20 protein-coding genes are annotated in these 22,032 nt (G+C 45.4%); 8 read left to right on the forward strand and 12 right to left on the reverse strand.

Going from position 1 to position 22,032, the window contains the following annotated elements; translation table 11 throughout:
* The first annotated feature begins 235 nt into the window (after positions 1-235).
* A complete protein-coding gene (locus tag QUA80_RS18630; protein WP_333426598.1) occupies positions 236-952 on the forward strand; it encodes a pentapeptide repeat-containing protein in 717 nt (238 codons plus the stop codon).
* A 351-nt stretch (positions 953-1,303) separates the two neighbouring features.
* Here the strand turns inward: QUA80_RS18630 and QUA80_RS18635 are convergent, their stop codons facing one another.
* The 4 genes from QUA80_RS18635 to QUA80_RS18650 all read right to left on the reverse strand — a co-directional run bounded on the left by QUA80_RS18635 (position 1,304) and on the right by QUA80_RS18650 (position 6,466).
* Positions 1,304-1,969, reverse strand: a complete 666-nt coding sequence (locus tag QUA80_RS18635) for a response regulator (protein WP_333426599.1) — start codon at positions 1,967-1,969, stop codon at positions 1,304-1,306.
* 312 nt (positions 1,970-2,281) lie between these two features.
* Positions 2,282-3,628, reverse strand: a complete 1,347-nt coding sequence (locus QUA80_RS18640) for an EAL domain-containing response regulator (RefSeq protein ID WP_333426600.1) — start codon at positions 3,626-3,628, stop codon at positions 2,282-2,284.
* A gap of 583 nt (positions 3,629-4,211) precedes the next feature.
* Positions 4,212-4,481 carry a hypothetical protein gene (locus QUA80_RS18645; RefSeq protein WP_333426601.1) on the reverse strand — a complete coding sequence of 90 codons (270 nt, stop codon included), beginning with the start codon at positions 4,479-4,481 and terminating at the stop codon, positions 4,212-4,214.
* A gap of 80 nt (positions 4,482-4,561) precedes the next feature.
* Entirely contained in the window at positions 4,562-6,466 is a 1,905-nt protein-coding gene (locus QUA80_RS18650) for a serine/threonine-protein kinase (RefSeq protein WP_333426602.1), read from the reverse strand.
* A 303-nt stretch (positions 6,467-6,769) separates the two neighbouring features.
* Here QUA80_RS18650 and QUA80_RS18655 point away from each other — a divergent pair, with 303 nt between their 5' ends.
* From QUA80_RS18655 to QUA80_RS18665, 3 genes are read left to right on the forward strand one after another with little or no spacing between them, the layout of a single operon-like run.
* Positions 6,770-8,323 (forward strand): phenylacetate--CoA ligase family protein, encoded by a 1,554-nt coding sequence (locus tag QUA80_RS18655; RefSeq protein ID WP_333426603.1) that lies wholly within the window; start codon positions 6,770-6,772, stop codon positions 8,321-8,323.
* 13 nt (positions 8,324-8,336) lie between these two features.
* A complete protein-coding gene (locus tag QUA80_RS18660) occupies positions 8,337-8,825 on the forward strand; it encodes an element excision factor XisH family protein (RefSeq protein ID WP_445302260.1) in 489 nt (162 codons plus the stop codon).
* On the forward strand, positions 8,813-9,148 hold the full coding sequence (locus QUA80_RS18665) for a XisI protein (RefSeq protein ID WP_333426604.1): 336 nt from the start codon (positions 8,813-8,815) through the stop codon (positions 9,146-9,148). The genes QUA80_RS18660 and QUA80_RS18665 overlap by 13 nt, the downstream gene beginning before the upstream one ends.
* Before the next feature lie 35 nt (positions 9,149-9,183).
* Here the strand turns inward: QUA80_RS18665 and QUA80_RS18670 are convergent, their stop codons facing one another.
* A complete protein-coding gene (locus tag QUA80_RS18670) occupies positions 9,184-9,894 on the reverse strand; it encodes a Uma2 family endonuclease (protein ID WP_333426605.1) in 711 nt (236 codons plus the stop codon).
* Between the two features lie 378 nt (positions 9,895-10,272).
* The gene (locus tag QUA80_RS18675; protein ID WP_333426606.1) at positions 10,273-11,373 is read right to left on the reverse strand and encodes a Rho termination factor (modular protein); all 1,101 of its coding nucleotides are present in this window, start codon (positions 11,371-11,373) and stop codon (positions 10,273-10,275) included.
* 117 nt (positions 11,374-11,490) lie between these two features.
* Here QUA80_RS18675 and QUA80_RS18680 point away from each other — a divergent pair, with 117 nt between their 5' ends.
* A complete protein-coding gene (locus QUA80_RS18680; RefSeq protein ID WP_333426607.1) occupies positions 11,491-11,649 on the forward strand; it encodes a hypothetical protein in 159 nt (52 codons plus the stop codon).
* Between the two features lie 151 nt (positions 11,650-11,800).
* On the opposite strand, the gene QUA80_RS18685 is transcribed toward QUA80_RS18680, so the two are convergent.
* The 4 genes from QUA80_RS18685 to QUA80_RS18700 form a co-directional block, all read right to left on the reverse strand.
* Positions 11,801-12,730, reverse strand: coding sequence for a ParB N-terminal domain-containing protein (locus QUA80_RS18685; RefSeq protein ID WP_333426608.1), 930 nt, complete (start codon positions 12,728-12,730; stop codon positions 11,801-11,803).
* A complete protein-coding gene (locus QUA80_RS18690) occupies positions 12,730-14,232 on the reverse strand; it encodes an AAA family ATPase (RefSeq protein WP_333426609.1) in 1,503 nt (500 codons plus the stop codon). Before QUA80_RS18690 ends, QUA80_RS18685 begins: the two co-directional genes overlap by 1 nt.
* Positions 14,233-14,423: 191 nt before the next feature.
* Positions 14,424-15,476: a fatty acid desaturase gene (locus tag QUA80_RS18695; protein WP_333426610.1), complete on the reverse strand. Its 1,053-nt coding sequence runs from the start codon at positions 15,474-15,476 to the stop codon at positions 14,424-14,426.
* Between the two features lie 257 nt (positions 15,477-15,733).
* On the reverse strand, positions 15,734-15,997 hold the full coding sequence (locus tag QUA80_RS18700) for a hypothetical protein (RefSeq protein ID WP_333426611.1): 264 nt from the start codon (positions 15,995-15,997) through the stop codon (positions 15,734-15,736).
* Positions 15,998-16,135: 138 nt separating this feature from the next.
* Here QUA80_RS18700 and thrC point away from each other — a divergent pair, with 138 nt between their 5' ends.
* Together thrC and purU are read left to right on the forward strand one after the other, a co-directional pair.
* Positions 16,136-17,260, forward strand: coding sequence for a threonine synthase (gene thrC / locus QUA80_RS18705; RefSeq protein ID WP_445302261.1), 1,125 nt, complete (start codon positions 16,136-16,138; stop codon positions 17,258-17,260).
* A gap of 635 nt (positions 17,261-17,895) precedes the next feature.
* Positions 17,896-18,750 (forward strand): formyltetrahydrofolate deformylase, encoded by an 855-nt coding sequence (purU, locus tag QUA80_RS18710; protein ID WP_333426612.1) that lies wholly within the window; start codon positions 17,896-17,898, stop codon positions 18,748-18,750.
* Positions 18,751-18,887: 137 nt separating this feature from the next.
* Here the strand turns inward: purU and QUA80_RS18715 are convergent, their stop codons facing one another.
* Together QUA80_RS18715 and QUA80_RS18720 are read right to left on the reverse strand one after the other, a co-directional pair.
* Entirely contained in the window at positions 18,888-19,874 is a 987-nt protein-coding gene (locus QUA80_RS18715; RefSeq protein ID WP_333426613.1) for a mechanosensitive ion channel family protein, read from the reverse strand.
* 308 nt (positions 19,875-20,182) lie between these two features.
* Positions 20,183-20,815 carry a hypothetical protein gene (locus QUA80_RS18720; protein ID WP_333426614.1) on the reverse strand — a complete coding sequence of 211 codons (633 nt, stop codon included), beginning with the start codon at positions 20,813-20,815 and terminating at the stop codon, positions 20,183-20,185.
* 150 nt (positions 20,816-20,965) lie between these two features.
* On the opposite strand from QUA80_RS18720, the gene QUA80_RS18725 reads away from it, so the two are divergent.
* The gene (locus QUA80_RS18725) at positions 20,966-21,991 is read left to right on the forward strand and encodes a YihY/virulence factor BrkB family protein (protein WP_333426615.1); all 1,026 of its coding nucleotides are present in this window, start codon (positions 20,966-20,968) and stop codon (positions 21,989-21,991) included.
* The last annotated feature ends 41 nt before the right edge of the window (positions 21,992-22,032 follow it).

The raw sequence follows: 22,032 nt of genomic DNA on the forward strand, positions 1-22,032 counted from the left end.
TAAAGGTTTCATCTTATTTTACCTTTTTTTGTCTACCCCCTTGACAATTTGCACTTTTTCTTAACTTGTCACAAATGCTCTAAGCAGGTCTAAATCCTTGGCTGCCAATCTTTTTTTTGGGGATTTACCGCAGAGCGCGCAGACAACGCAGAGCAACAGAAAAGAGAGCAGGATATGGGTTTAAATTCTACAGTTTGCTAGTATAATTTATTTAAAGTAGCAGTGAGGTTTGTTTGTGAAACTTAAAATCTTGGCAACTGTAACGGCAAGTTTAGCTTTGTTTTGGGTTGCAGCTCCCGTTAAAGCTCAAAATCCCGATCATGTTAGGCAATTGCTGGAAACTAAAGATTGCGAGGGCTGTGACTTGAGAAATGCTGATTTGTTCAAGGCTAGCTTGTACAGAGCTAATTTAAGAGGAGCCGATTTAAGCGGAGCAAATCTCTATGAAGCTAATTTGCTAGAAGCGGATTTAACTGATGCTAATTTGGCGAATGCTAACTTAGTTAATGCTGAGATGTACGGGGCAGACTTGGAGGGTGCTAATCTGCGAAATGCGGATTTGTCGAATGCTTTTTTGGGGCGAACGAATCTGACGAGTGCCGATTTGCGCGGTGCTAAACTTTTTAATGCGAATCTGGGCGAAGCTTATCTGCTGCAAGCTAATTTGTCGAATGCGGATTTGAGGCGTTCGCTGCTGTTTAGAGTTAATTTGAATCGTGCGAATTTAAGCGGAGCGGATATGTCTTTCGCGGATGTGCGTGATACTAATTTGCAGAATGCTATTTTGTCAAATACTCGGCTTCCTAGGGCTCAATTGACCGGGACAAATATCGATGCGGCGAATAACGTGCGGCAGGCTGATTTGGAACGTGCCAACTTGCGGGGTACGAATTTGGGACCAGGGGTTTGTACGATAACTAATTTTCCTTATTGTGTTTTGAATGTGGAATAATCAGCTTGCTGAGTGCGTCAGCCTCGATTTTTTTTGCCGCTACGGGAGTTGTTGACCCGGCCCAAAAACGGATACAAGTTCCCCACTTAAGTCGTGGAAAGATCAAAATTTTAGACTAAAGTTCCAGCTCCCAGATGAATCTGTAGAGTAAATCTCAAATCTAAAATCTCAAATCTAAAATTTACTGACCCGGCCCAAAAACGGAGACCAGCCACCGACTTAAGTTGTGGAAAGATCAAAAAAATTTTAGACTAAAGTTCCAGCTCCCAGATGAATCTGTGGAATAAATCTAAAATCTAAAATCTAAAATCTAAAATCCACTGGCTGGCACACTCTAGGTTGAGATCCGAGCTAAGTTTTAGGTGGTTTGTATCCCCTTTCTAGGGCAAATCTCACAAGCTGGGCCCGATTTTCTAGCTGTAATTTGCTGAAAATGCTGCCTAAATGAGCTTGCACAGTCCGGGGGCTAATAAACAGCCGATCGCTAATTTGTTTGTTAGTATAACCCTGGATTACCTCCCAAAAAACTCTTTCCTCGGCTGGTGTTAAAGGCAAAGGTGCAGGTGCTGGCAATACTGCCACAAATTTTGGTTCGACCGCCCTACCGCTAGAAGTTTGCAGCAGTCGGACAATTTCGGCGTGAATGCGGTGAGAGCGCTCTAACTGCGCCTTTACCTTAGCTAAAATTTCTTCAGACTGAAAAGGTTTTACCAGATAATCGTCACCGCCGATCGAATGACCTTCAACTTTTGACTCAATCTCGCCTTGACCAGACAAAAATATAAAGGGAACTAACTGTCCCAAACGGGTAGTTCGCAAACGGCGACAAAACTCAAACCCGTCCATTTCTGGCATCATCACATCTGAAATTACCAAATCTGGGGGGGCCTTTTCAAAAATCGAGAGAGCCTCAACCCCGGAATTAGCGCATTCAACTCGATATCCTTGGCTTTCCAGGTACATTGCTAAGACTGTTTGACAGTCTGCTTCGTCGTCAACCACTAATATTCTTTCCATGAGGGGCTTGCACCAATTCCAGTTGACAGTTCTTGAAACTGCCGGTTCCAAAGTTGGAACTTAAATGAGTTTACCTGCTACAACTTGATAAAGGCTCCCAATTTCAAGACGCCACAATTCCTCAAATAGTCCAATTACAGGCGCAGATAGCATAAAAGGGGAACAAGTAGAGGAATATGGGGGAAAATCTGCTTCTTTAATTCGCCTTTCCTAAAAAGCTACAACTTTTTAGGAGTCGCCGTCAACTTTTCTGCAGAAAATAGAAGGTAAAAGAAATAATTTTATTTTATTATACAGAAATCTCGGTTACAGTTACACTATACCTAGACCAGACATTGAAAGGTTTTTAGATTTTTCTGATTCGGACACAGGTACAAAAGGGACAACGCGAGCAGTTGCTGCTCCTGGCGGCTGCGCGAACAAACCCGGGTCGACAACCAACATACTTTCAAGTATCGGTGCTGGTTCGGGGGGGCTGAACAGATACCCCTGCATGATATCGCACTGATGCTGTTTCAAAAAAGCTAATTCTGCTTCGGTTTCCACTCCCTCAGCAATTACTGTCATCTTCAAACTGTGACCCAGTAAAATGACTGCTGTAGTAATAGCAGCATTTTGAGTATCTTCGTTGGCATTGCGGACGAAAATTCGATCGATCTTTAAACTGTCAAAGGCAAATTGCTTGAGATATCCTAAAGTAGCGTAACCGGTACCGAAGTCGTCAATAGCAATCCTTATTCCTAGAGCTTTTAGTTCATTTAAAGTAGCGCCTGCAACTGTCGCGTTTTCTACCAAAGCGCTTTCAGTCATTTCTAATTCTAAATTAGCAGGCTCCAAGCCTGTAGTTTCCAATATTTGCACGATTCGCGGCTTGAGTTCCGGGTCGGACAACTGCCGGGCCGACAAATTTACTGATATTCTAAAGGGCGAAAACCCCGCCGCCAGCCAGCTAGCAGCTTGAGCGCAAGCTGAAAGCAATACCCATTCACCAATCTGAATAATTAAACCTGTTTCTTCTGCTAAGGGAATAAATTCGCAGGGAGAAATGATACCTCGATCGGGATTTTGCCAGCGCACCAAAGCTTCAGCGCCGACAACTTGTCCGCTAGCAATATCTACTTGTGGCTGATAGTATACCTGAAACTCACCTTGTGCCAAAGCGCGGCGCAGCAGAGCTTCTAGAGCCAACTTTTCAGGAGAAAGGGTGGAAACGTTGGTCGATTCGTTAACTAAATCTTTGAGTCTAGCTTCTGCTTGGTGAAGCGCGGCTGTCAGCGGTTGAGTAATAGTTTGGCGTTTCGAGACGCGAGAAGCAATGGCCCCGAGCAATTCCGCCTTAGTAAAAGGCTTTGTCAGGTAATCGTCGGCACCCAATTCCATCCCCCGACGAAAATCTGTTTTGTCACTTTGAGCCGTGAGGAAAATAAAAGGAATTGTTGCAGCTAGGGAGTTTTGCCGCAGCGTCCGCAACACGTCATAACCGTCAAGTTCCGGCATCTGCACGTCGCACAAAATTAAATCCGGTATCTCCGCAAGTGCCATCTGCACCCCAAAGCGACCGTTTTCTGCGACAATCACCCGGTAGCTTTGAGATTCCAGGAGTTCCAGAAGAGTTTCCCTGATTAATTCGTCGTCCTCAATTACCAAAATTTTGAGCATGATACTTAGATAACAGATGGCACTATATATCAGAATCTGACTAACTCTAGCATATTCAAACTAACGAATTACTGAGTCGGCCAATTAGCCAATAAACGATTAGCCAAATGGCTGAATATTTTCCCTCGATTGTTAAGTCAAAATAAAATAACTGCCAAAATAGGGAAAAATTATATATTTTTCAAGAGCAGAAAACTGCTGCACCAGACTCGTTTGATAAATTTTTATTACAAAAAAAAGGGTTTTCTCATAAAAAACTTGCAGCTACGACTTTGACTGGGCGGATGGCGGCAATCACTCGGACAATCACTTATATGATGTCCGGTTAATTGCTCATAATTAGCCCGTGTTTGTACTTAGGGCTTTAGTTTTCTATCGATCGATGAATCAAGATGCTGCGTCCTGATTCCGCCTACAAACAGATACTTGCTTTCAGACAACTTTTGGGGAGAGATAAAAATTCTAGACTGAGGTTAAAGCTTCCAGATTCATCTGTGCACTAAATCTCAAATCTCAAATCTCAAATCGACAGCCGGAGACCTGAATTCTGGTTGTACAACCAGACATCATATTATGCAAGGTCTTAATGCACAGGCTTAGTAGAATTGGCGCAAAACTTTTTATCTACTATTGCCGAAGTAATACTGACAGCTTGCATTGATGATGACGGAACGATCTGGTCTTGCGGAACTACCACCGTCTTTTTGCAAACAAGCTCGCTGCTGCCTACAGAGGCAAAGTTCCAAGCATAAAATTCGGGAGTGCTGACTGTCGCATTGGCAGGATGTAAACCTAGTGCAGTCACCAATACTAATCCCAAAGTCACTAAAGCTACGAGCGCGAATTTCAGCATATTCTTTGTTTGAACCCGACAACTTATCTGATTGGTATTACCTTATTATTGCCTGGGTTGCTCGGGAGCGTCAATAGCAGTTATTCCGCCGTCAGATTCAACTGGTAAGCGATCGGCTCCGAGGCCTGAGAAACGACCACGAATTCATAATAACCAGAATCATCGAGCAATCCCGACCAACTAAGCCCCTCTGCATCTTGCAGCAAAGCCCGGGCTTTGTTTGTCCGCCCGGGAGAATAAATTGACAGCAGAGTAGATTTGGGCGGAGCTTGCAAATTCACCCGCAAAGTTTGATTTTGAGCGAACCTGGCAATGTAAGCTTTCCCTTCTCCGGGTTTGAGATTGCCTGTGAGGCTTTTGCTGTTTGAGAGACGGTCAAATTCAACGCTTTCGACAGTTGCTCCAGCTTGTAAAGATGCAAGGGCGTCGGCGGTAATTGCTTGCCAAATTTGTCCGATCGGCAAACCGATGAGATTGCGATCGCGCGGCTGTTCTGGAAACCAATAAAAGAACTTAGCATCAGCCAAATCGTACAGAGCCCGACTGCTCAAATTCAGCTTGTTAACCTCCGTTTTCCAGAGATCGATATCGGCGGTGTCGTAACTGCCCAACCGCGCTCTAGCGTCGCTGCTGAGATTTTCCAGCTTGTCGAGCAACTCGTCGCCGATTTTCTGCCACCTTTCGCGCCACTGGCGATCTTCCTCGCCTTCTTTTAACAATCGTCCGCCCAATTCCGGGTATTTGGCATAAAAAGTCTCGTCCACAAGGTTGACGTAACCGTTATAGAATCGATCGTCAATTTTGAGCTTTACAAAGCGCTCTTGCAAAGCATCTTCTTGCTGCTGCTTCGGGCTTGGAGGCTGCGAAACTTTCTGCACTTTTGATTGCAGATTTAACAAAGAATTGCCCGCCAACCAGCCAACTCCCCCCATACTTAATAGCACCGCCACCACGAACAAAACCATTTTCCAAGCAGGCATCTTTTGCTGATTGCCAATAACAGCAACTCGCACCGGAGTTCCCGGCAGTTTTGGCGCGGGGGCGGGCACTGGTACAGGCGAGAAATCCGGCGGCTGCGTGGGCCCCCAATCCGGGGCTGGCGGCAAAGGCGGTTCAAAAGGCGGATTGCCCGAGAGAGCGAGCATTACCTCGCGAGCCGAGGAGTAACGCTGGCTCGGCTGTTGAGCAAGCATTTTATCGAGTACCAGAGACAAATTCGGAGACAGAGAACATTCCGCTCGCCAGTTCCAATTGAGCGTCTGGCTGTCGACCAACTGATGCGGTTCCTTCCCTGTCAGCAACACCAAAACCGTGGCCGCCAGAGCGTACAAATCGCTGTGGGGAGAGACGATGCCCATCTGCATCTGTTCGACGGGAGCATAGCCGAGCTTGCCGATGCGAGTCGCGGGGGCGGGAGTGCCGTTAGCCTCAGCGAACAGAGACTCTACGGTGGCGGCGACTTGTTTGACTCCGCCAAAGTCGATCAGCACGGGCATCCCGTCAGAACTCCGCAGAATCAGGTTGTCCGGGGAGATGTCGCGGTGAATCACTCCCAAAGAGTGAATGTATTCGAGCACGGGCAAAATTTGCTGCAGCAGTTGATTGATTTCTGCCTCTATGAACCGCAAACCCTGACGCTTGCGGGCGTCGAGCAAAAAGCGGTAAGTTTGACCGGGAACGTAGTCTTGGACGAGAAATAGGTAGCCTCGATCGCTGATACTGACGCGGAAGAGTTCGCGGAAGCGCGGGATTTGATTGTGTTGCAGCTTGTAGAGCACTCCCGCTTCCCGCTCGAACAGTTCCTCGGATTTTTGTAAAGCGTAACTTCCGTGTACTTGGGGCGCAAATTCTTTTAAAACGCAGGGTTCGTTAAATCGGTGGGCGTCTTCAGCGAGGTAGGTACGTCCGAAGCCTCCGTGTCCCAATTCGCGGACGATGCGGTAGTGGTTGTTGAGAGTTATGCCGGGGTAGATGGGATTGTTCATTGGAACTTGCTGCGTCGGATTTTCACGCTTGACTGAGACTGAGGATTTTGGGCGATCGCTGAATTAATCTTGCCATAGTGTGTCAGTGTTTATTAGTCGATCGGCCGCGAGGCTATCCCCTGCGGTTCTTGTGAAAACAGCGGTTTCGTGCTATTGAAGTTTATCTACTGCGCCATATTTTCGATCGACCTCAAAATCTGTTCAAATTTTTAGTGTCCGACCCAATGTGCCATCCGGGCGTTAGCGCTACTAATTGAATCTTGAGCGATCGAAGTGCAAAATAAGCATTTTAAGGAGCAAATTATGCAGCCAGAACAGCGTCAGCGAGCAATTGGGGCGTTTGAAGAGTTTTTGAGAGCGCCGCTTGAGGAACGATTGCAACAGCAGCAGAGTCGAGTTGCCGAAGCGGGGGCGATTCCCTACGGGATAGCTGCGCTTCACGCGCTTTTTCAAAAAGTCGCTGCCACAGTACCAGCTTACCAGACTTTCCTAGCTACACTCAACATCAATCCCGCCTCAATTCAAACCTTTGAAGACTTCCAAAAATTGCCGCTAATTACCAAAGAGAATTATTTACGCTGTCACCCGCTACCTCAGTTGTGCTACCAGGGCAAATTAGAAACTTGCGATTTCATTGCTGTTTCATCGGGTTCGACAGGAAACCCGACATTTTGGCCGCGTTTTATCAGCGACGAGTTGCAAATAGCTGCTCGTTTTGAACAAATATTTCACGACAGTTTTTACGCCGACAATCGCTCAACTTTAGCTGTGATTTGCTTTGCGTTGGGAACTTGGGTTGGGGGAATGTACACGGCAAATTGCTGCCGCTATCTGGCGAGTAAGGGTTATCCCGTTACAGTTGTAACGCCTGGGAATAATAAGACTGAAATATTCCGAGTTGTGCAGGAACTCGGGCAGCATTTCGAGCAAGTAGTATTGTTGGGATATCCGCCGTTTATCAAAGATGTGATTGATAGCGGAATTGCTGGGGGTGTGGAGTGGCAAAAATATCGAATTAAGATGGTGTTTGCGGGGGAAGTGTTTAGCGAAGAATGGCGGAGTTTGGTGAGCGATCGCACTAATTCTGACAATCTATATTACAACTCTGCGAGCCTTTACGGTACTGCCGACGCGGGCGTTTTGGGCAACGAAACACCGCTGAGTATTTGCATCCGCCGCTTTTTAGCAAACAATCCCGAAGCAGCACGCAATTTATTCGGGGAATCGCGGTTGCCAACGCTGGTGCAGTACGATCCGAAAAGCCGCTTTTTTGAAGTGAATAATGACGGCACGCTGTTATTTTCTGGCGACAACGGCATCCCGCTAATACGCTATCATATCTCGGATAACGGCGGTTTAATTTCTTACGAAGCAATGCTCAATTTTTTGGCTGAATGGGGGTTTAACCCTGTGGCACATTTGCAGCAAGCAGCAGGTATGAAACTTTCTGATTTCCCTAGAGGAATTCGCTGCTTGCCCTTTGTCTATGTATTTGGGCGATCGCACTTTACCGTTTCTTACTTCGGTGCTAACATTTACCCAGAAAATGTCACCGTAGGTTTAGAAGTTCCCACCATACGGGAATGGGTGACGGGAAAATTTGTACTGCAAGTCAAGGAAGATGCGGATCGAAATCGTTGTTTATCGGTGGTTGTGGAATTAGCAGCGGGGGTGGAGGGCGACGAGGAGATGAAGCAGGCGATCGCATCTTCAATTCTCGCGCAATTGCGGCGGCTAAACAGCGAATTTGCTAATTACGTGCCGCCCGAATATCAGTTACCTGTGGTGACATTAACTGCGATGGGCGATGCGGAGTATTTTCCGATTGGGGTGAAGCACCGGTACACGCGGCAATAAGTAGTTTAAATTGATGAGCTATCAGTTTTCAAAAGTCTTGTGTTATTCTATAATTAGGGTGACAGTTGATGGTTCAGCTTATAATATGCCAGCAAAAGACATCTACCACAATAATGTCAGAACAGCGCTAGAAAAAGACGGCTGGACGATAACAAACGATCCGCTACTTTTAAAAATTGGCAAACGCACTCTCAACGTCGATTTGGGTGCAGAAAAACTATTTGCTGCCGAAAAGCAAGGTCGCAAAATTGCTGTAGAAGTAAAAAGTTTCGTAAGTGCTTCACCCGTTCATGACTTAGAAGAAGCTGTTGGACAGTATATTGTCTATGAAGATATTCTAGAGCGCTCGGAACCTGAACGGATAATATATCTGGCAATCCGTGCAGAAGTTTATGCACAAATTTTTTCGGAACCTATCGGGCAGGTTTTGTTAGAAAAAAAGAGATTTAAATTAATAGTTTTTGATTCATTAAAGGAGATAGTTGTCAGATGGATAGACTAGATGAATATCGCGGATTTATTCAGAAAATCTTAGAGAGTTATGCCCAGATTCCCTACCAATACGGAGAAATTAAAAGCAGCGTTATTGTTGACCGCGAACAAAACAATTTTTTACTGATGCACGAAGGCTGGGAGGGTGCTAAAAGAATTCACGATTGTATCGTCCATGTGGAAATTATCGACGGCAAAATCTGGATTCAACAAGATGGTATAGAAACGGGAATTACCGCAGAACTTGTAGAATTAGGAGTGCCTAAAGACAAGATAGTTTTAGGGTTTCATCCGTATCATGTTCGGCAGCATACGGGATATGCGATCGCCTAAACCAGCTTACAATACAGGAAATGAAAGGGCGATCGCTAAATTGTATCGGGATCGATGTTTAATTCTCGCAGTTTCGCGGCCAGGCGATCGGCTCGTTGAGCCTCCCTTTCTGCAACCTCTTCAGGAGTAGGGACAATCTCTCCTTCTGCTGTAAAGAAACGCAATTTTCCGCCACAAATTCCGAGACTCAAATCGAGCTGCTGACTCCGCAGATGGCCGAATTCGTTGGGTGCGATTGCTTCATATTCCCCGTCAACTAAATGAAACCCAGCTAATTCTAAAGTTTCTGGGTCAAACCAAAAGTAGTCGTGAGTGCGAAAAGTATCTTGATAGAGTTGTTTCTTAAAGTTTTTGTCTATATCCGCTGTTTTGGGAGACAGGATTTCTACGATAATATTGGGGTACTTTCCCTCTTCATCCCAAACTACCCAGCTTTTCCGAGTTTTTCGTTCTGTTCCGAGTACAACAAAAAAGTCTGGGCCTCGGAAGTCTTTCGATTTGAGTTGCTTGGGACTGTAATAAATGGTTAGGTTCCCAGCAGCATAGAAATTGTTTCTATCTCGCCACCGCCATTCTAGACAGTTGAGGAGTAGGATTATTTGTCGGAGATGCAGTTCTGTTTCCACGGGAGGTTCGTCACTGTATAAATCGCCGGGCGGAAAAATAACATTTTCCGGTATCTCTTGTTCTGGTATCTCTTGTTCTAGTATCTCTTGGGTAGTAGCTAATTCTGCGGTTGCGGACATGGCTGCTGGGTGAGGAGTAAGAGGTTGTGTGTCTATTTTAGCAAGCTTTTCATATCTCTGCCGAGGACTATTCTGAAAGCCCGATCGCGCTTTGTGCCGAAACACGCGATCGAACACCGAACAATATCAAATCTAGCATCGGAATTATTCATATTTCTATTCTCTTAATCTGCGTGAATCTGCGTGGACCCCTTGTCCGGGGCGGTTAATACATTCTCTTTTTTTGACTGCAGATGAGGGCAGATAAACACAGATTAACGCAGATGAATTAGATAAATTTCGGTTGCACCATCTGTGGTTGACTGTTGACTGGATTTTACCCCGGACGATGCTACCGGGTTCGATCTCATTAGTCTTTAACTATTAGCAATTGCCGCTTTATTTGCCGTCAGCTTCCCTCAGAGCCGCCAGAATTTCCGGTCGTTTCATGCGCGCGTAGCCCCGAATTTTCCGGTCTTTGCCGATCGCCTTCAATCGCCTCAGCGAAAGAGTGTCGTAGTCTTCCTCTGGGGACGGAAACGGCAATTCCAACTGCAACTGCGGTAGCTGAGGTTTTTGCTGTGCCTTCGACTGCTTCTTAGGCTGCTTCTTAAGCTGTGTTTCTGACTGGGTTTTCGGTGGTGTCCCTGGCTGGATTTCTGAGTGCGTTGCGGTCGCTCCCAGTTGGCGGCGGAGAGTTTCGATTTGATTTTTCAGATCGTTTTCTACGTCTTCGATCGCGTCAGCAACAAAATGATTGATTGTTTGAACTGTGCGTTCTAATTTTCTTGACAGCAGTTTTTCTAGTTCATCCAACTGTCTCAATGCACCTTCAAGATTTACCTCAGAAATAACAGCAGGTGTCGGCGGACTATCGCTGCCCGATTGTTCAATTTTTTTAGCCAATTTATCTACCTTTTCATGAAATGTTTTTTCAACTTTTTCGAGCAAAAGCTTAATTTGTACTATTTGCTCGCGATCGAAGTTCTGCTCAGTTAGAGCTTTTACTTGCTTTTTGAGCAGGTCTTCATTTTTTTTTACAGATTGTTCTATTTGTTTTGTGAGACTTTCTACCTTTTTTTGAAATGATAGCTCAAATTGTTCCAGTAGAGTCTCAATTTGTGAAGTTCTCTGAGTTGGTTGCGGAGCTAAATGTTCCATTTCAGATCGAGCAACAGCTACCTCCTCGTCGGTCATTTCAAATACCCACGCCCACATTTGCTCGATGCCGAGTTCTTTAGCAACAATACACCAATCTGAGCCGCAAACAACTTCATATTCTTCTTCATTGCTGTAAGCTTCAGTGCGGCGCACAATTAAAGGAATCAAGTTGCTGCCTTGCTCGATGAGACTTCTCCTGAGAGCTTCGCGGCGTTCGCGGGGAATTTCGCCCCGCTGAGACTCTGGTACTGCTATTTGGGAAGTGTAAATCTGACTGTGACTAATTGGCTTAATCCGCAAATATTCAACTATTCGGTTTTGATCGGACGATCGATCCATCTTCTTACAAGTCCCCTTTTTTCATAAAAATCTGGTGTGTAGGTATTTATGTATATTTGCACTTTACAGCCTGCGTTTTAAGTGCCGCAAGACTAACCCAAGAACTCTAATTTTCGGGTGCGCCACAAGCACGTTACCCAAACTGCGATCGAACTCGGTTATCTGGGGGAGATATCGCCGGGGTGCTGTACCTGTGCGGCTGGCTGTGCGGTGACAGCCCGGGCGATGGCGTCGGGCCCTCGCCCGTGCTACGGCAAAAGTTACTGCAATTCCTAAAAAAAAGCGACTGTGATGAGTTTAACTGGCTGTGGGACACCAACGATCCACTGCTTTACTCATCTTTACTTTTTTTGGTTGGCGTCAGGGCGATCCTCTTCGAGGGCTTCGCTAACAGGCTGGCGTTGCGAGTGGCCGCAGGAGTTGCGAGTTATGAGTATTTTTGCCACTTGTCAATTATTTTAATCATTGTTTTGTCGGTTAACCCTTTAACACGTTCCACCACATTTGCAAATGAGACAAACGGCCGCACATCTCGCTCTTTGAGTATTATTTGGATTATTGGAAGCTTCAAGCCAGCATCTTTCAAATTAGCCAACAGTTGATTTTTATCTAAAGTATTGAGTGCTGCCAACAGCGACATTGATTCGGAAGCTACGTTTTCAACTTCTGGTATCCTCTCTACCACCGCTTGTTTTTCTGGTGGCGACTCTGATTTCAACTCATTAATTCTGTTTGCTATCCCAGCTTCAACTAACAGAGGTACTTGTTGTAAGAGTCGGTTTTCAAGTTCTTGTATACTCTGGGCTAAAACTTTTTGTTCGCGGGCGTAATCAGCTTTTAGTTCATTAATTTGATTTGCAAACTGGGCTTCAATATTTGTTAGTCGCTGTTCTAAACTAGATGGCTCTTGGGGAGTTTCATTTTCACATAAATTAGGGACTTCGACCAAAGAAACAGGGTTTTTTATTAAATCTGCGGGCTGCGACGAAGTATTTTCGTAGAGAAACCCGGTTTCTGAGTTCTCAACTAAATTCTCAGTGATTGCGGTTTTTCTGAGAATTTCAAGTTGCTCCAGTAAAATTTTTTCATTTTCTTCTTCCAGGATGAATGCTCCGATTGTCTCGCCTTTGAGAGGTTCTATTTCCTTTGCTCTCGCCGCCGCATAGTATTCAAAATCTCCGTCTACTATCTCGTAAGCATCCATACCGTTGCGGCGGACAATTATCGGATTAATCAATCCTCCTAATTCTAAAATAAGTCGGGCTAATTTCTCTAAATCAGGCTCTGCAAAATTGGAACGGGGAACTGCACAGGTAATTCTTTTCACTGCTACCAGTGAGGGAAATAATTTTTTCATTAGTTTTTACCTATTTTTTCCAAAACTTCGAGTGCGAGCATTTCAAATTCTTGGGAAGCGATTGAATCAGGCTTAAAGTCCAGCACTGAAATCGGATCGGCGATTTCCATATTCCCGACTATTTGAATTTGTTCGGCACACTTGGCCAAATCATCTCTTTCGTAAATTACGCTGTCCATAATTTCCATACCGTAGCGTTTCGGAATTGCCTCCCTCCGCTTGGGCAAACTATACTGTACAAATTTAGCATTAGTTGAGATTTTGCACGGGAGTACGCCTAAAATTGCGATCGGCTGTTTGCCGATTATTTTCTTGAATCCGTTAACTTTTTTGATAAAATCCTTGACATTAACCAATCCTTGATTGGCAAAAGGCTTTAAGTCAGAAGGAATAATTAAATAATCCGCCGTAATCAGGGCAACTCTAGCATAAAAATTCAAAGATGGCGGTGTATCGATCAGTACAATATCATATTTATCCTCTACTACTGCTAGTTTCTGAATTAAAATCATTCGGCTGTAATCTAGTTGATTGAATTCGGTTTCTTCGTGCATCAAATTGATGTGGGAAGGAATTACATCAATTTCGGGATGGCAAAAACTTGACTGGCGTGCTACTTCGCTTATCGAGTAACCCTCTTCTGACTGCAAAACGTGAAGAATGTTGCAATCTTTCAAATCGTCTTGTTCTTCATCTTCAAATTTTACTAAACCAGTCGCAAAGGTTGTATTAGCCTGACTGTCTAAGTCTATGACTAATACTCTGTTACCTTTCTTGCTGAGCGCTGAGGCTAAATTGACGACTGTTGTAGTTTTGCCCACGCCGCCTTTATTGTGGTAAACTGCAATAATTTTCATAGTATTTTGCTTTTTTTGTGTAAGGATTACGTCTGATTTAACTTGAATATTAACGGGATTATTTTCCGGTGTTTGTTCCCGTTCTGAGGTTTGACTTGGCTCAGGTTCTGCTGGGGCGGGATTGTTTTTTTGTAATGGGACTGTACTAATTAACTCAGGATTCACCAAATTATTTTGATGTTCTTTAAGTTGAAGATTAGGGGAATTTTTTATATATTTTAAATTATCTCGGCCAATTAAACCTCGAATTTCATCAATTCTAGTTTCCACGTCTTGTCCAGCACACTTAAATACTAGCTGAATTTCTGAGGCGGCTCTTTGGTAGATTCTAATTTCTTTAGCATTGGTAATCAATCCGTAGCGAATGCTTAAACTTGTTAAGTAACGCTTCAGTCTCCTGAGGTGGCGGTCTAAATTTTCCTTGGGATGTTTCGCCTCAATTATCACACTCATCGGCGAGTCTGCATCGAGAACTAGGGGAATAACTTGGGTGCCAAATGAGAGGAAGTCTAGACGAATATTCCCAAAAGTGACTTCTTGATGCCAAGTGTCGGGCGTATAGCCTAGTTTTGGTAGCAGATAGCTGACAATCAGTTTGCTTTCTACTTCGCTTTCGTTGCGACAGTTATTGGGATTGAAAGTCATTCGATTTTAGATTTTAGATTTTAGATTTTAGATTGGGAATGACTGATTTAATAATGGTACGGATTGCGATCTTGACAGTAGGGCGCGCATTCCTGCCCTTACAAAGGCTACGGATTGTAATATCGAAAATATCGAAAAACCCGGTTGTGTTTTACAAACCGGGTTTTTCGGGCATTTATCGCGTTTCTAAACTACTTTGTTTTAGCGTTAAATTCCTGCAATGTCTGATAGCCGCCAGCCGGATTGTACAAGTGACAGTTGTCGGCAATCCGCTTCATTAAAGACCAAGAAAATTCTGTTTCGTAGAGATGATCTTGCCAATTTTCCTTTAAGCTGCTGTGGGCGAGGCGCAAATTGTACCAGGGAATAGCAGTTGAAAGGTGGTGGGGAACGTGGACGTTAATGTCGTGGCACAGAAACTCTACCCAGCGGGGATAATCGCAGTGAACTGTTCCCGATAGTTGCGCTTGGGCTTCGTTCCATTCTTCGGGTTCTTTAAAAGAAATATCAGGTGCTGTGTGGTGGACGATCGTAAAAGTGCTCATCCAGAAATGGTAAACCAGCCAGGGCATCAACCAAAATTTGACAAATCCCCAAATGCCTGTGGTTGCTATTAAAAGCGGAAATCCGATCGCAGCACCGATTAAAACGACAAAAACTGAAAACCGCACTTGTTCTTGTTTCTGTTTACCGTTGAAGCGCCACCACATAAAGTGTACTTTTGCCCAGTGGGCGATCGAGCCAATCCACCACATCCGACCGAATATTAAACTATAAGCTATTTGTAAAGCCTTGGGCGCGCCAGTGTAGTCTGCTGCTGTCATCGGGTGCCAAGCATTATCCTCACCAAGTTTATTGGTGTGCTTGTGGTGGTAATTGTGGCCGTGCCGCCATGCGTGAAACGGATAAATTAACGGCAGAAATGCAATATGTCCGACTAAATCGTTTACCCAGCGGCGGTTAGCAAATGACCGGTGCCCGCAGTCGTGCCCGATCACAAAAAAACCGGTTAATCCGGTTCCTGTGAAAATCCACATTAGAGGTAGTAGAAACCAAGGAGAGACTGCTATGCCCCAGTAACCGACAGCAACTAAAAGAACGTTGACGATTACTTTTGTCCAAGCTTTGCGGCGGTTTTTGACGAATACTTCCCGCGGCAGGGTTTTGAGAATATCTTTGAGGCGCAGGTTGGAAGTGTCACTTGCGGATGTCAAATTTAGTGGTTTTTCGATCGATGCTGTCATAAACTGATTTCGATTCTCCGTATGCCATGAGCATGGCTTAACAAAATTAGCGCATAAAAAAGCGCAATAAAATCTCAGCTCGTTGCCAGCTTGCGGCATACGAGTTGAGCACTAGGCAAGCGCGTTTTAGCAAATGCTAGCGATCGCTATCCGCAGTTAGGAATTTCTGGCACTTTCGGCAAAAAACACTGCGGGTAGCAAAACCTTTGTTTTTATAACACAGGGGCAGGACAATTAGCATTAAGCGCTGTTGTCTGCTAATTGCTGTTGCTGCCAGAAATCGGATCGAGAGCCGGCAAGCCAGCTAGCGACCGTTGCTGTTTGAGGCTTTGCACTTCCAGCAGCAAGGATTCGATTTCTGCTTGCAAGTGCAGGAACTTAACTTGCTGGTCGGCTTGGTAGGGGCACTTCACCGAATCTACTTTGCGGGCAAAACTGGTCGATAGGGTAGAAGCACTAGCCATTTCGGGGTTGCTCGCGGTAACTTGAGGCCGGGAAAGAGTGGATGAATTATTTGACATTAGTAATTGGGTAGACATATCTACACATTCACACCATTAAGTTACTTTAACCTGAACCGATCGTATTAAACATCAAATTAACCGATCGAGCTAAAATTAGTGTAAATTCCTTAGCCATTGCCTCAAACCATTGACATCGTGACCCTGATTCTACCTGCTACTGACTCTGCTGCTAACTCCGCTGCCCGCGCCGCCGAGCCGAAACGCTACGGCTGGCCCGGCTTGATCGAAGCTTATCGCCCCTACCTGCCGGTGACGGAAATCACGCCTGTAGTGACCCTCCAAGAAGGCAATACTCCCCTGATTCCAGCACCTGCGATCGCCTCTGTTATCGGTCGAGACGTGCGCGTCTTGGTGAAATACGACGGCCTCAACCCCACGGGTAGTTTCAAAGACCGGGGGATGACAATGGCGATTTCCAAGGCCAAGGAATCTGGTGCCGAAGCTGTAATTTGCGCCAGTACCGGCAATACTTCGGCATCGGCGGCCGCCTACGCCAGACGCGGGGGGATGCGAGCTTTCGTGTTGATTCCCGAAGGTTACGTGGCTTTGGGCAAGCTGGCGCAAGCTTTGCTTTACGGTGCGGAAGTAATTTCGATTGGCGGAAATTTCGATCGGGCCCTAGAAATTGTCCGCGAAATGGCTGTCAATTATCCGGTGACATTGGTCAACTCCGTCAATCCTTACCGCTTGGAAGGTCAGAAAACCGGAGCTTTTGAAGTGGTGGACGCTTTGGGCGACGCCCCCGACTGGCTGTGCATTCCCGTCGGAAATGCGGGAAACATCACAGCATACTGGATGGGTTTTTGTCAATACCACCAAGCCAAAAAATGTTCGCGCTTGCCGCAGATGATGGGATTTCAAGCCGCCGGGGCTGCACCGCTGGTAACGGGCTCACCGGTATCGCACCCAGAAACCCTGGCGACAGCAATTCGGATCGGCAACCCCGCTAGCTGGAAACAGGCGATCGCAGCTTCCGAAGCCAGCCGCGGCAGTTTTGCTGCTGTCACCGACGCCGAAATTCTGGACGCTTACCGCTTGTTAGCATCGCAGGAAGGAATTTTCTGCGAACCGGCGAGTGCAGCTTCTGTGGCCGGTTTGCTGAAGGTAAAAGACCAAGTTCCGACAGGGGCGACGGTGGTTTGCGTGCTGACTGGTAATGGTTTGAAAGACCCGGATACGGCGATTAATCACAGCAACAATCTATTTAAAGGCGGCATTGCTCCGACTTTGGATGCAGTAGCTGGGGCGATGGGGTTTTAAGAAGTTAGTTGACAGTTGTCAGTTGTCAGTTGTCAGTTGTGTCCTCTGTGGTTCATTTAAACTAAGATATTGCACCGGCGGTCAACAACCTGTGGGGGCGGGTTCACCAACAATATCTAACAAGTACCAACAATCTGAATAAACCCGCCCCCACCCAACAGTAAATCGCCATCTACCTCTTTTAAGATACAAGGGGCTGCTTCCCCAACAATATCTAACAAGTACCAACAATCTGAATAAACCCGCCCCCACCCAACAGTAAATCGCCATCTACCTCTTTTAAGATACAAGGGGCTGCTTCCCCAATAACTTTCAAGGATACCAAAAGACTAAAAAACCCGCCCCGCGCGAAAGTCCTCGATTGATATTGTTGTAAGATATCAGTTTAAATTCACATCTTGCACCAATATAAGAAACAGGCTTTCCGGCCTGTTCCACTTTTAGTTAAAATCTCTTGCGGGGCGGGCTATTCGGCCCGCCCCTAAACGCGACATTCTACATTTTCGCCTGAGATATCCATGCACCCCAAAAATCCGGATGAGATAACAATTTACGATCGGAGTTAGTATCAATAAACTTCTTTGAAGTAACTTTTTTATCCATAAACTCAGCGAGACAGTTTTGTCATTATATTTATGACTAGCCCTACTGCAACCCTGTTAATTGCCTGTCCCGATCGCAAGGGGCTTGTCGCCTTACTTGCCAATTTTATCGCCTCCCACAACGGCAATATCATCCACGCGGATCACCATACAGATTTTACCGCGGGATTGTTTCTGAGCAGGCTAGAATGGCAATTAGATGATTTTGACTTAACCACCCAACAAATAACACCTGCTTTTAGTGAAATAGCCAAGGACTTACAAGCCAATTGGCAATTGCATTTCTCTCATAAAATTCGACGCATCGCCATCTGGGTAAGCCGTCAAGATCACTGTTTGTTAGACTTGATTTGGCGACAGCGATCTCAAGAAATTAGGGGTGAAATCCCCCTGATTATCAGCAACCATGAAAATTTAAAGCCTCTTGCCGCACAATACGGTATCGACTTTGAGTATATTCCCATTACTAAAGACAATAAAGCTCTTCAAGAAGCACAACAGTTAGAACTTCTTAAAAAATATAATATTGATTTAGTAGTTTTGGCTAAATATATGCAAATATTGAGTCAAGAGTTTATCATAAAATTTCCCAATGTGATTAATATTCACCATTCATTTTTGCCCGCGTTTGTGGGTGCCAATCCCTACGAAAGGGCTTATGAAAGAGGGGTAAAAATTATCGGGGCAACAGCGCACTATGTTACACCAGATTTAGATGCGGGCCCGATTATCGAACAAGATGTTGTGCGCGTCAGTCACCGCGATGAAGTGTCTGATTTGATTCGCAAAGGTAAAGACTTAGAAAGAGTTGTGTTAGCAAGAGCCGTGCGATATCATTTACAAAATCGTGTTTTAGTTTATGGCAATCGGACTGTGGTTTTTGCTTGAAAATTAGGCATCATATCAATCCTGGTTTGTTACTCTTTCGATCGCTCGACGAGTGAGATCAATTCCGGTTGCAGGGGCGAAGTGGAGCGAATCCCAAAGTTTTCTCAACTTGATATTTTTCATTAATTGTGATGCTGTTAAGATTTTCCGTTGTCGTCTTGTTGCGATCGCCCTTTGCCCGCTTTTCCCACAGATTCGCCAATAGGGCGAGGTGTCGGAACTTTACTTTTACCCGCAGGCCATCCTTCGCGCTGCTGGGAGCGATCGCCGTCGGTTTCTTCGGTTTGGTCGTGAAACAAAATTTGTCGCGTGGGATAAGGCAAATCGATGCCGTTTTCCACGAGCTTTTGTTTGATAGCACAAATTACCTTGTCGCGCGATCGCATATCGTCAATTCGGCGCGGCGGAGCAATCCACCACCGAACGCGAATATTGACGGTACTTTCTGCTAGCTCAACCACCAGCACATCGGGTGCAGGAGCTTTCAACACCTCATTTATGCTGTACAATGCTTCCAGCATTAACTGCTTGGCGCGGTCAATATCGTCGCCGTAACCAATACTAAAATCGTATTCAGTGCGGCGTTTATCGAAAGCAGTATTCACTGTCACCGAATTCGTAAACAATTCGGCATTGGGAATGACAATCCGGCGACCATCATAGGTTAGGATTGTTGTAGCGCGGGTCTCAATATTTTCTACCGTTCCCTCAAAGTTTTTAAACACAATTTGGTCATCGATTCGGAACGGTTCAGTTAACAGAATTAGGATACCGGCTAAGAAGTTTTGCAAGATATCGCGAAAGGCAAAACCAATCGCCACCCCGCTAATTCCAAGCAATTGAATCAAATCCCCAGCTTTAAATGTGGGAATTACAATCGAAAGAGCAACAAACAGGCCAACTAGAACGATCGTACCCTGCGCCAACCGTCCTAACACCAGCCCCAAATTTCGTGCTTGGTGGTGGTGGCGGGTTAGCCGCCTGACGGCTCTTTTAATTGCCCCGCCCACACAGACAAAGATTGCAAAGACAATTAACGCCAGCACAATATTCGGCAACAGGATAATCAAGCCGTCGATCATGCTCTGAATCTTTACCCAGACTGCGGATATCTCTGCCTTCATGAAGTTTCCTCGCGTATCAGTCGTTGTCGATACTACTAAAATTTAGCTGGGTTAAGTTCTATCTAAAGACTGTAGGTCGGTACGACGCAAGGCAGATTTTTTGGCAGGTTTCAAAATTTTGAATGCAGATTATAGGTTTGCGTGTAGTACAGTTACATCGATTAGTCAAACATCCCTAGATGCGGAATAATCAAGAAGCAGATGAATTAATGCCACCTAATTGCAGGAAAAACAAAAACAAGGAATAGCTGACTAAATCCCACCTGCAAGGGGACTTGCCATGCCGATAATTCCTGAATTTTTAGCTCCTAATTCCCAAAGGGCGGTAAATCGAGTAACTGATTTTTAGAAGGTGGAAGTTGGGCGGTATTTTTGCCTGGGGCGGAAGTTTGGCGGATTTCCAGAGCAGTTTCGCCGGGATTTGCAGTGCGAGTAGGTACTATTTCTAAAGAATATACTGTCTCGGTTTTTGCAGGGGCAGGATTTTGGGCTTTCGCGAGCAAGTCAACGGCATCTCCGAGGGCGCTAGTTAAATTTTTGCTAGTTTCGGCGTGGCGGGCTTCTTCTTGTTTGAGGGCTTGAGTGAGTTGTTTAACTTGTTCGATCGCCCGATCGCGCTCTTGAAGAACTTCTGCTAACTTAGCTTTAAGTTCGCCTACAGTTTGCAGTTGTTCCACTTCCTGCTGGCGGGCAACTCCAGCATCGTCGCCTTCGGGTACAAGGGGCGAAAAATTTTGTAATTGCTCTATTTGTGCTTCCAGAGAAGCGATGCTTTGCTGAGTTAATTTAGCATCATTCCGCCGCTGCTCGGCTTCAGTATTGTAGAGTTGGCGCCACTGAGCGGCACTTTCACCGGCCTCATCTCGATCGCGCGAAACTTCTGTTAACTGCTGTTGCAGGCGCTTGATTTCATCTAACCACTGTCTGACATCCTGAGCCATATTGATTTTAGATTTTAGATTTTAGATTTTAGATTTTAGATTAACAATGGCGCACTGGTAATGGCTTAATTAAGTAACGCTGCTTATTTCCAGTTGCGCGATCGTCCTGCATTCATTTTCCATTTTCTAGTTCCCCGTCTCCTGTGCGCTATGAACATTTTTTACTGGTTGCGCTACCTGATTTTAGCTTTGTTTAAGGCATTTTTGAGGCTGCTTCGAGCTCTCAAACGGAAATTTGAGGGTTTTTGGCTGTTTTGTCGGTGTTTGACTTGGGGAACGCTCAAGCAGGTCGGCGCGAAGGCAGGAGAACAGCGCTTGCCGGGGCTGTCTGCGGAAATGGCCTACAATTCTATGCTGGCGCTGTTTCCGGGGCTGTTGGCTATCTTATCTGCGATCGCTCTGTTTGAACCTTTGCAGTCAACACTGTATCAAATCGCCCGTCTTTTGGGCGAAGTTATACCCGATGAAGTGCGGAAATTGATTGGCGGCTTAATCAGAGAAATTCTGTTAACTCGCAGTAAAGGGCTGTTTTCGTTGAGCTTTCTTGGGGCGCTTTGGGCATTTTCTGGAGTAATGAGCGCGGCGATGGCTGCACTCGATCGCATCCATGAAATCCCGAGCGATCGAACTCGACCATTTTGGAAAGCAAAACTTATTTCTTTGGGGCTTAGTATCGGTACAATTGTGCTGTTAATTCTAGCATCAGGAGCTGTATTTCTCAGCGACTTAATTGTGCAAGCTGTTGCCCGCCAGAGTTGCCTGCTGGAGTCCGTCGCCAACTGCGATTTAAAAGATGTCCAAAACTGCTTGCTCCCCGCCGGCAATTGCCCTTTGGAGTCGGAACTATTAGGTGTTTGGCGGCTGTGGCGGTGGCCGATTTCTTTGGGAATTGTCTCACTTGCCTTTGCCTTTATTTACCGCTACGGGCCAAGCCGCCGTCAACCAGATATTCCTATTTTGTCTGGAGCAGTTTTTGCAGCTATTTTGTGGGCCTTATTTTCAGCTTTATTTCGGTTTTATGTTTTCCATTTGGGCAATTACACTTGGACTTACGGCACGATCGGAACTTTTATTGTGTTGCTGCTGTGGCTCGATCTTTCTTCTTTGGTGATGCTGATAGGAGCTCAGTTGAATGTGACAGTGGGAAAGGCAATGAAACACTCCAAATTAAAATAATTGGTTATTTGTTCTTTGTTATTGATTATTTGTTCTTTGTT

Origin of the sequence: Microcoleus sp. F4-D5, from assembly GCF_036704885.1 — a bacterium.
Classification (GTDB): Bacteria; Cyanobacteriota; Cyanobacteriia; order Cyanobacteriales; family Microcoleaceae; genus Microcoleus.

Coding starts and splice junctions, on each gene's coding strand:
- QUA80_RS18675 (WP_333426606.1), bottom strand. CDS start 11,373: ATGGATCGATCGTCCGATCAAAACCGAATAGTTGAATATTTGCGGATT.
- QUA80_RS18665 (WP_333426604.1), top strand. CDS start 8,813: ATGGATAGACTAGATGAATATCGCGGATTTATTCAGAAAATCTTAGAG.
- QUA80_RS18690 (WP_333426609.1), bottom strand. CDS start 14,232: ATGACTTTCAATCCCAATAACTGTCGCAACGAAAGCGAAGTAGAAAGC.
- QUA80_RS18655 (WP_333426603.1), top strand. CDS start 6,770: ATGCAGCCAGAACAGCGTCAGCGAGCAATTGGGGCGTTTGAAGAGTTT.
- QUA80_RS18635 (WP_333426599.1), bottom strand. CDS start 1,969: ATGGAAAGAATATTAGTGGTTGACGACGAAGCAGACTGTCAAACAGTC.
- QUA80_RS18720 (WP_333426614.1), bottom strand. CDS start 20,815: ATGGCTCAGGATGTCAGACAGTGGTTAGATGAAATCAAGCGCCTGCAA.
- QUA80_RS18640 (WP_333426600.1), bottom strand. CDS start 3,628: ATGCTCAAAATTTTGGTAATTGAGGACGACGAATTAATCAGGGAAACT.
- QUA80_RS18695 (WP_333426610.1), bottom strand. CDS start 15,476: ATGACAGCATCGATCGAAAAACCACTAAATTTGACATCCGCAAGTGAC.
- QUA80_RS18645 (WP_333426601.1), bottom strand. CDS start 4,481: ATGCTGAAATTCGCGCTCGTAGCTTTAGTGACTTTGGGATTAGTATTG.
- QUA80_RS18670 (WP_333426605.1), bottom strand. CDS start 9,894: ATGTCCGCAACCGCAGAATTAGCTACTACCCAAGAGATACTAGAACAA.
- QUA80_RS18650 (WP_333426602.1), bottom strand. CDS start 6,466: ATGAACAATCCCATCTACCCCGGCATAACTCTCAACAACCACTACCGC.
- QUA80_RS18725 (WP_333426615.1), top strand. CDS start 20,966: ATGAACATTTTTTACTGGTTGCGCTACCTGATTTTAGCTTTGTTTAAG.
- QUA80_RS18700 (WP_333426611.1), bottom strand. CDS start 15,997: ATGTCAAATAATTCATCCACTCTTTCCCGGCCTCAAGTTACCGCGAGC.
- QUA80_RS18685 (WP_333426608.1), bottom strand. CDS start 12,730: ATGAAAAAATTATTTCCCTCACTGGTAGCAGTGAAAAGAATTACCTGT.
- QUA80_RS18715 (WP_333426613.1), bottom strand. CDS start 19,874: ATGAAGGCAGAGATATCCGCAGTCTGGGTAAAGATTCAGAGCATGATC.
- QUA80_RS18660 (WP_445302260.1), top strand. CDS start 8,337: ATGAGCTATCAGTTTTCAAAAGTCTTGTGTTATTCTATAATTAGGGTG.
- purU (WP_333426612.1), top strand. CDS start 17,896: ATGACTAGCCCTACTGCAACCCTGTTAATTGCCTGTCCCGATCGCAAG.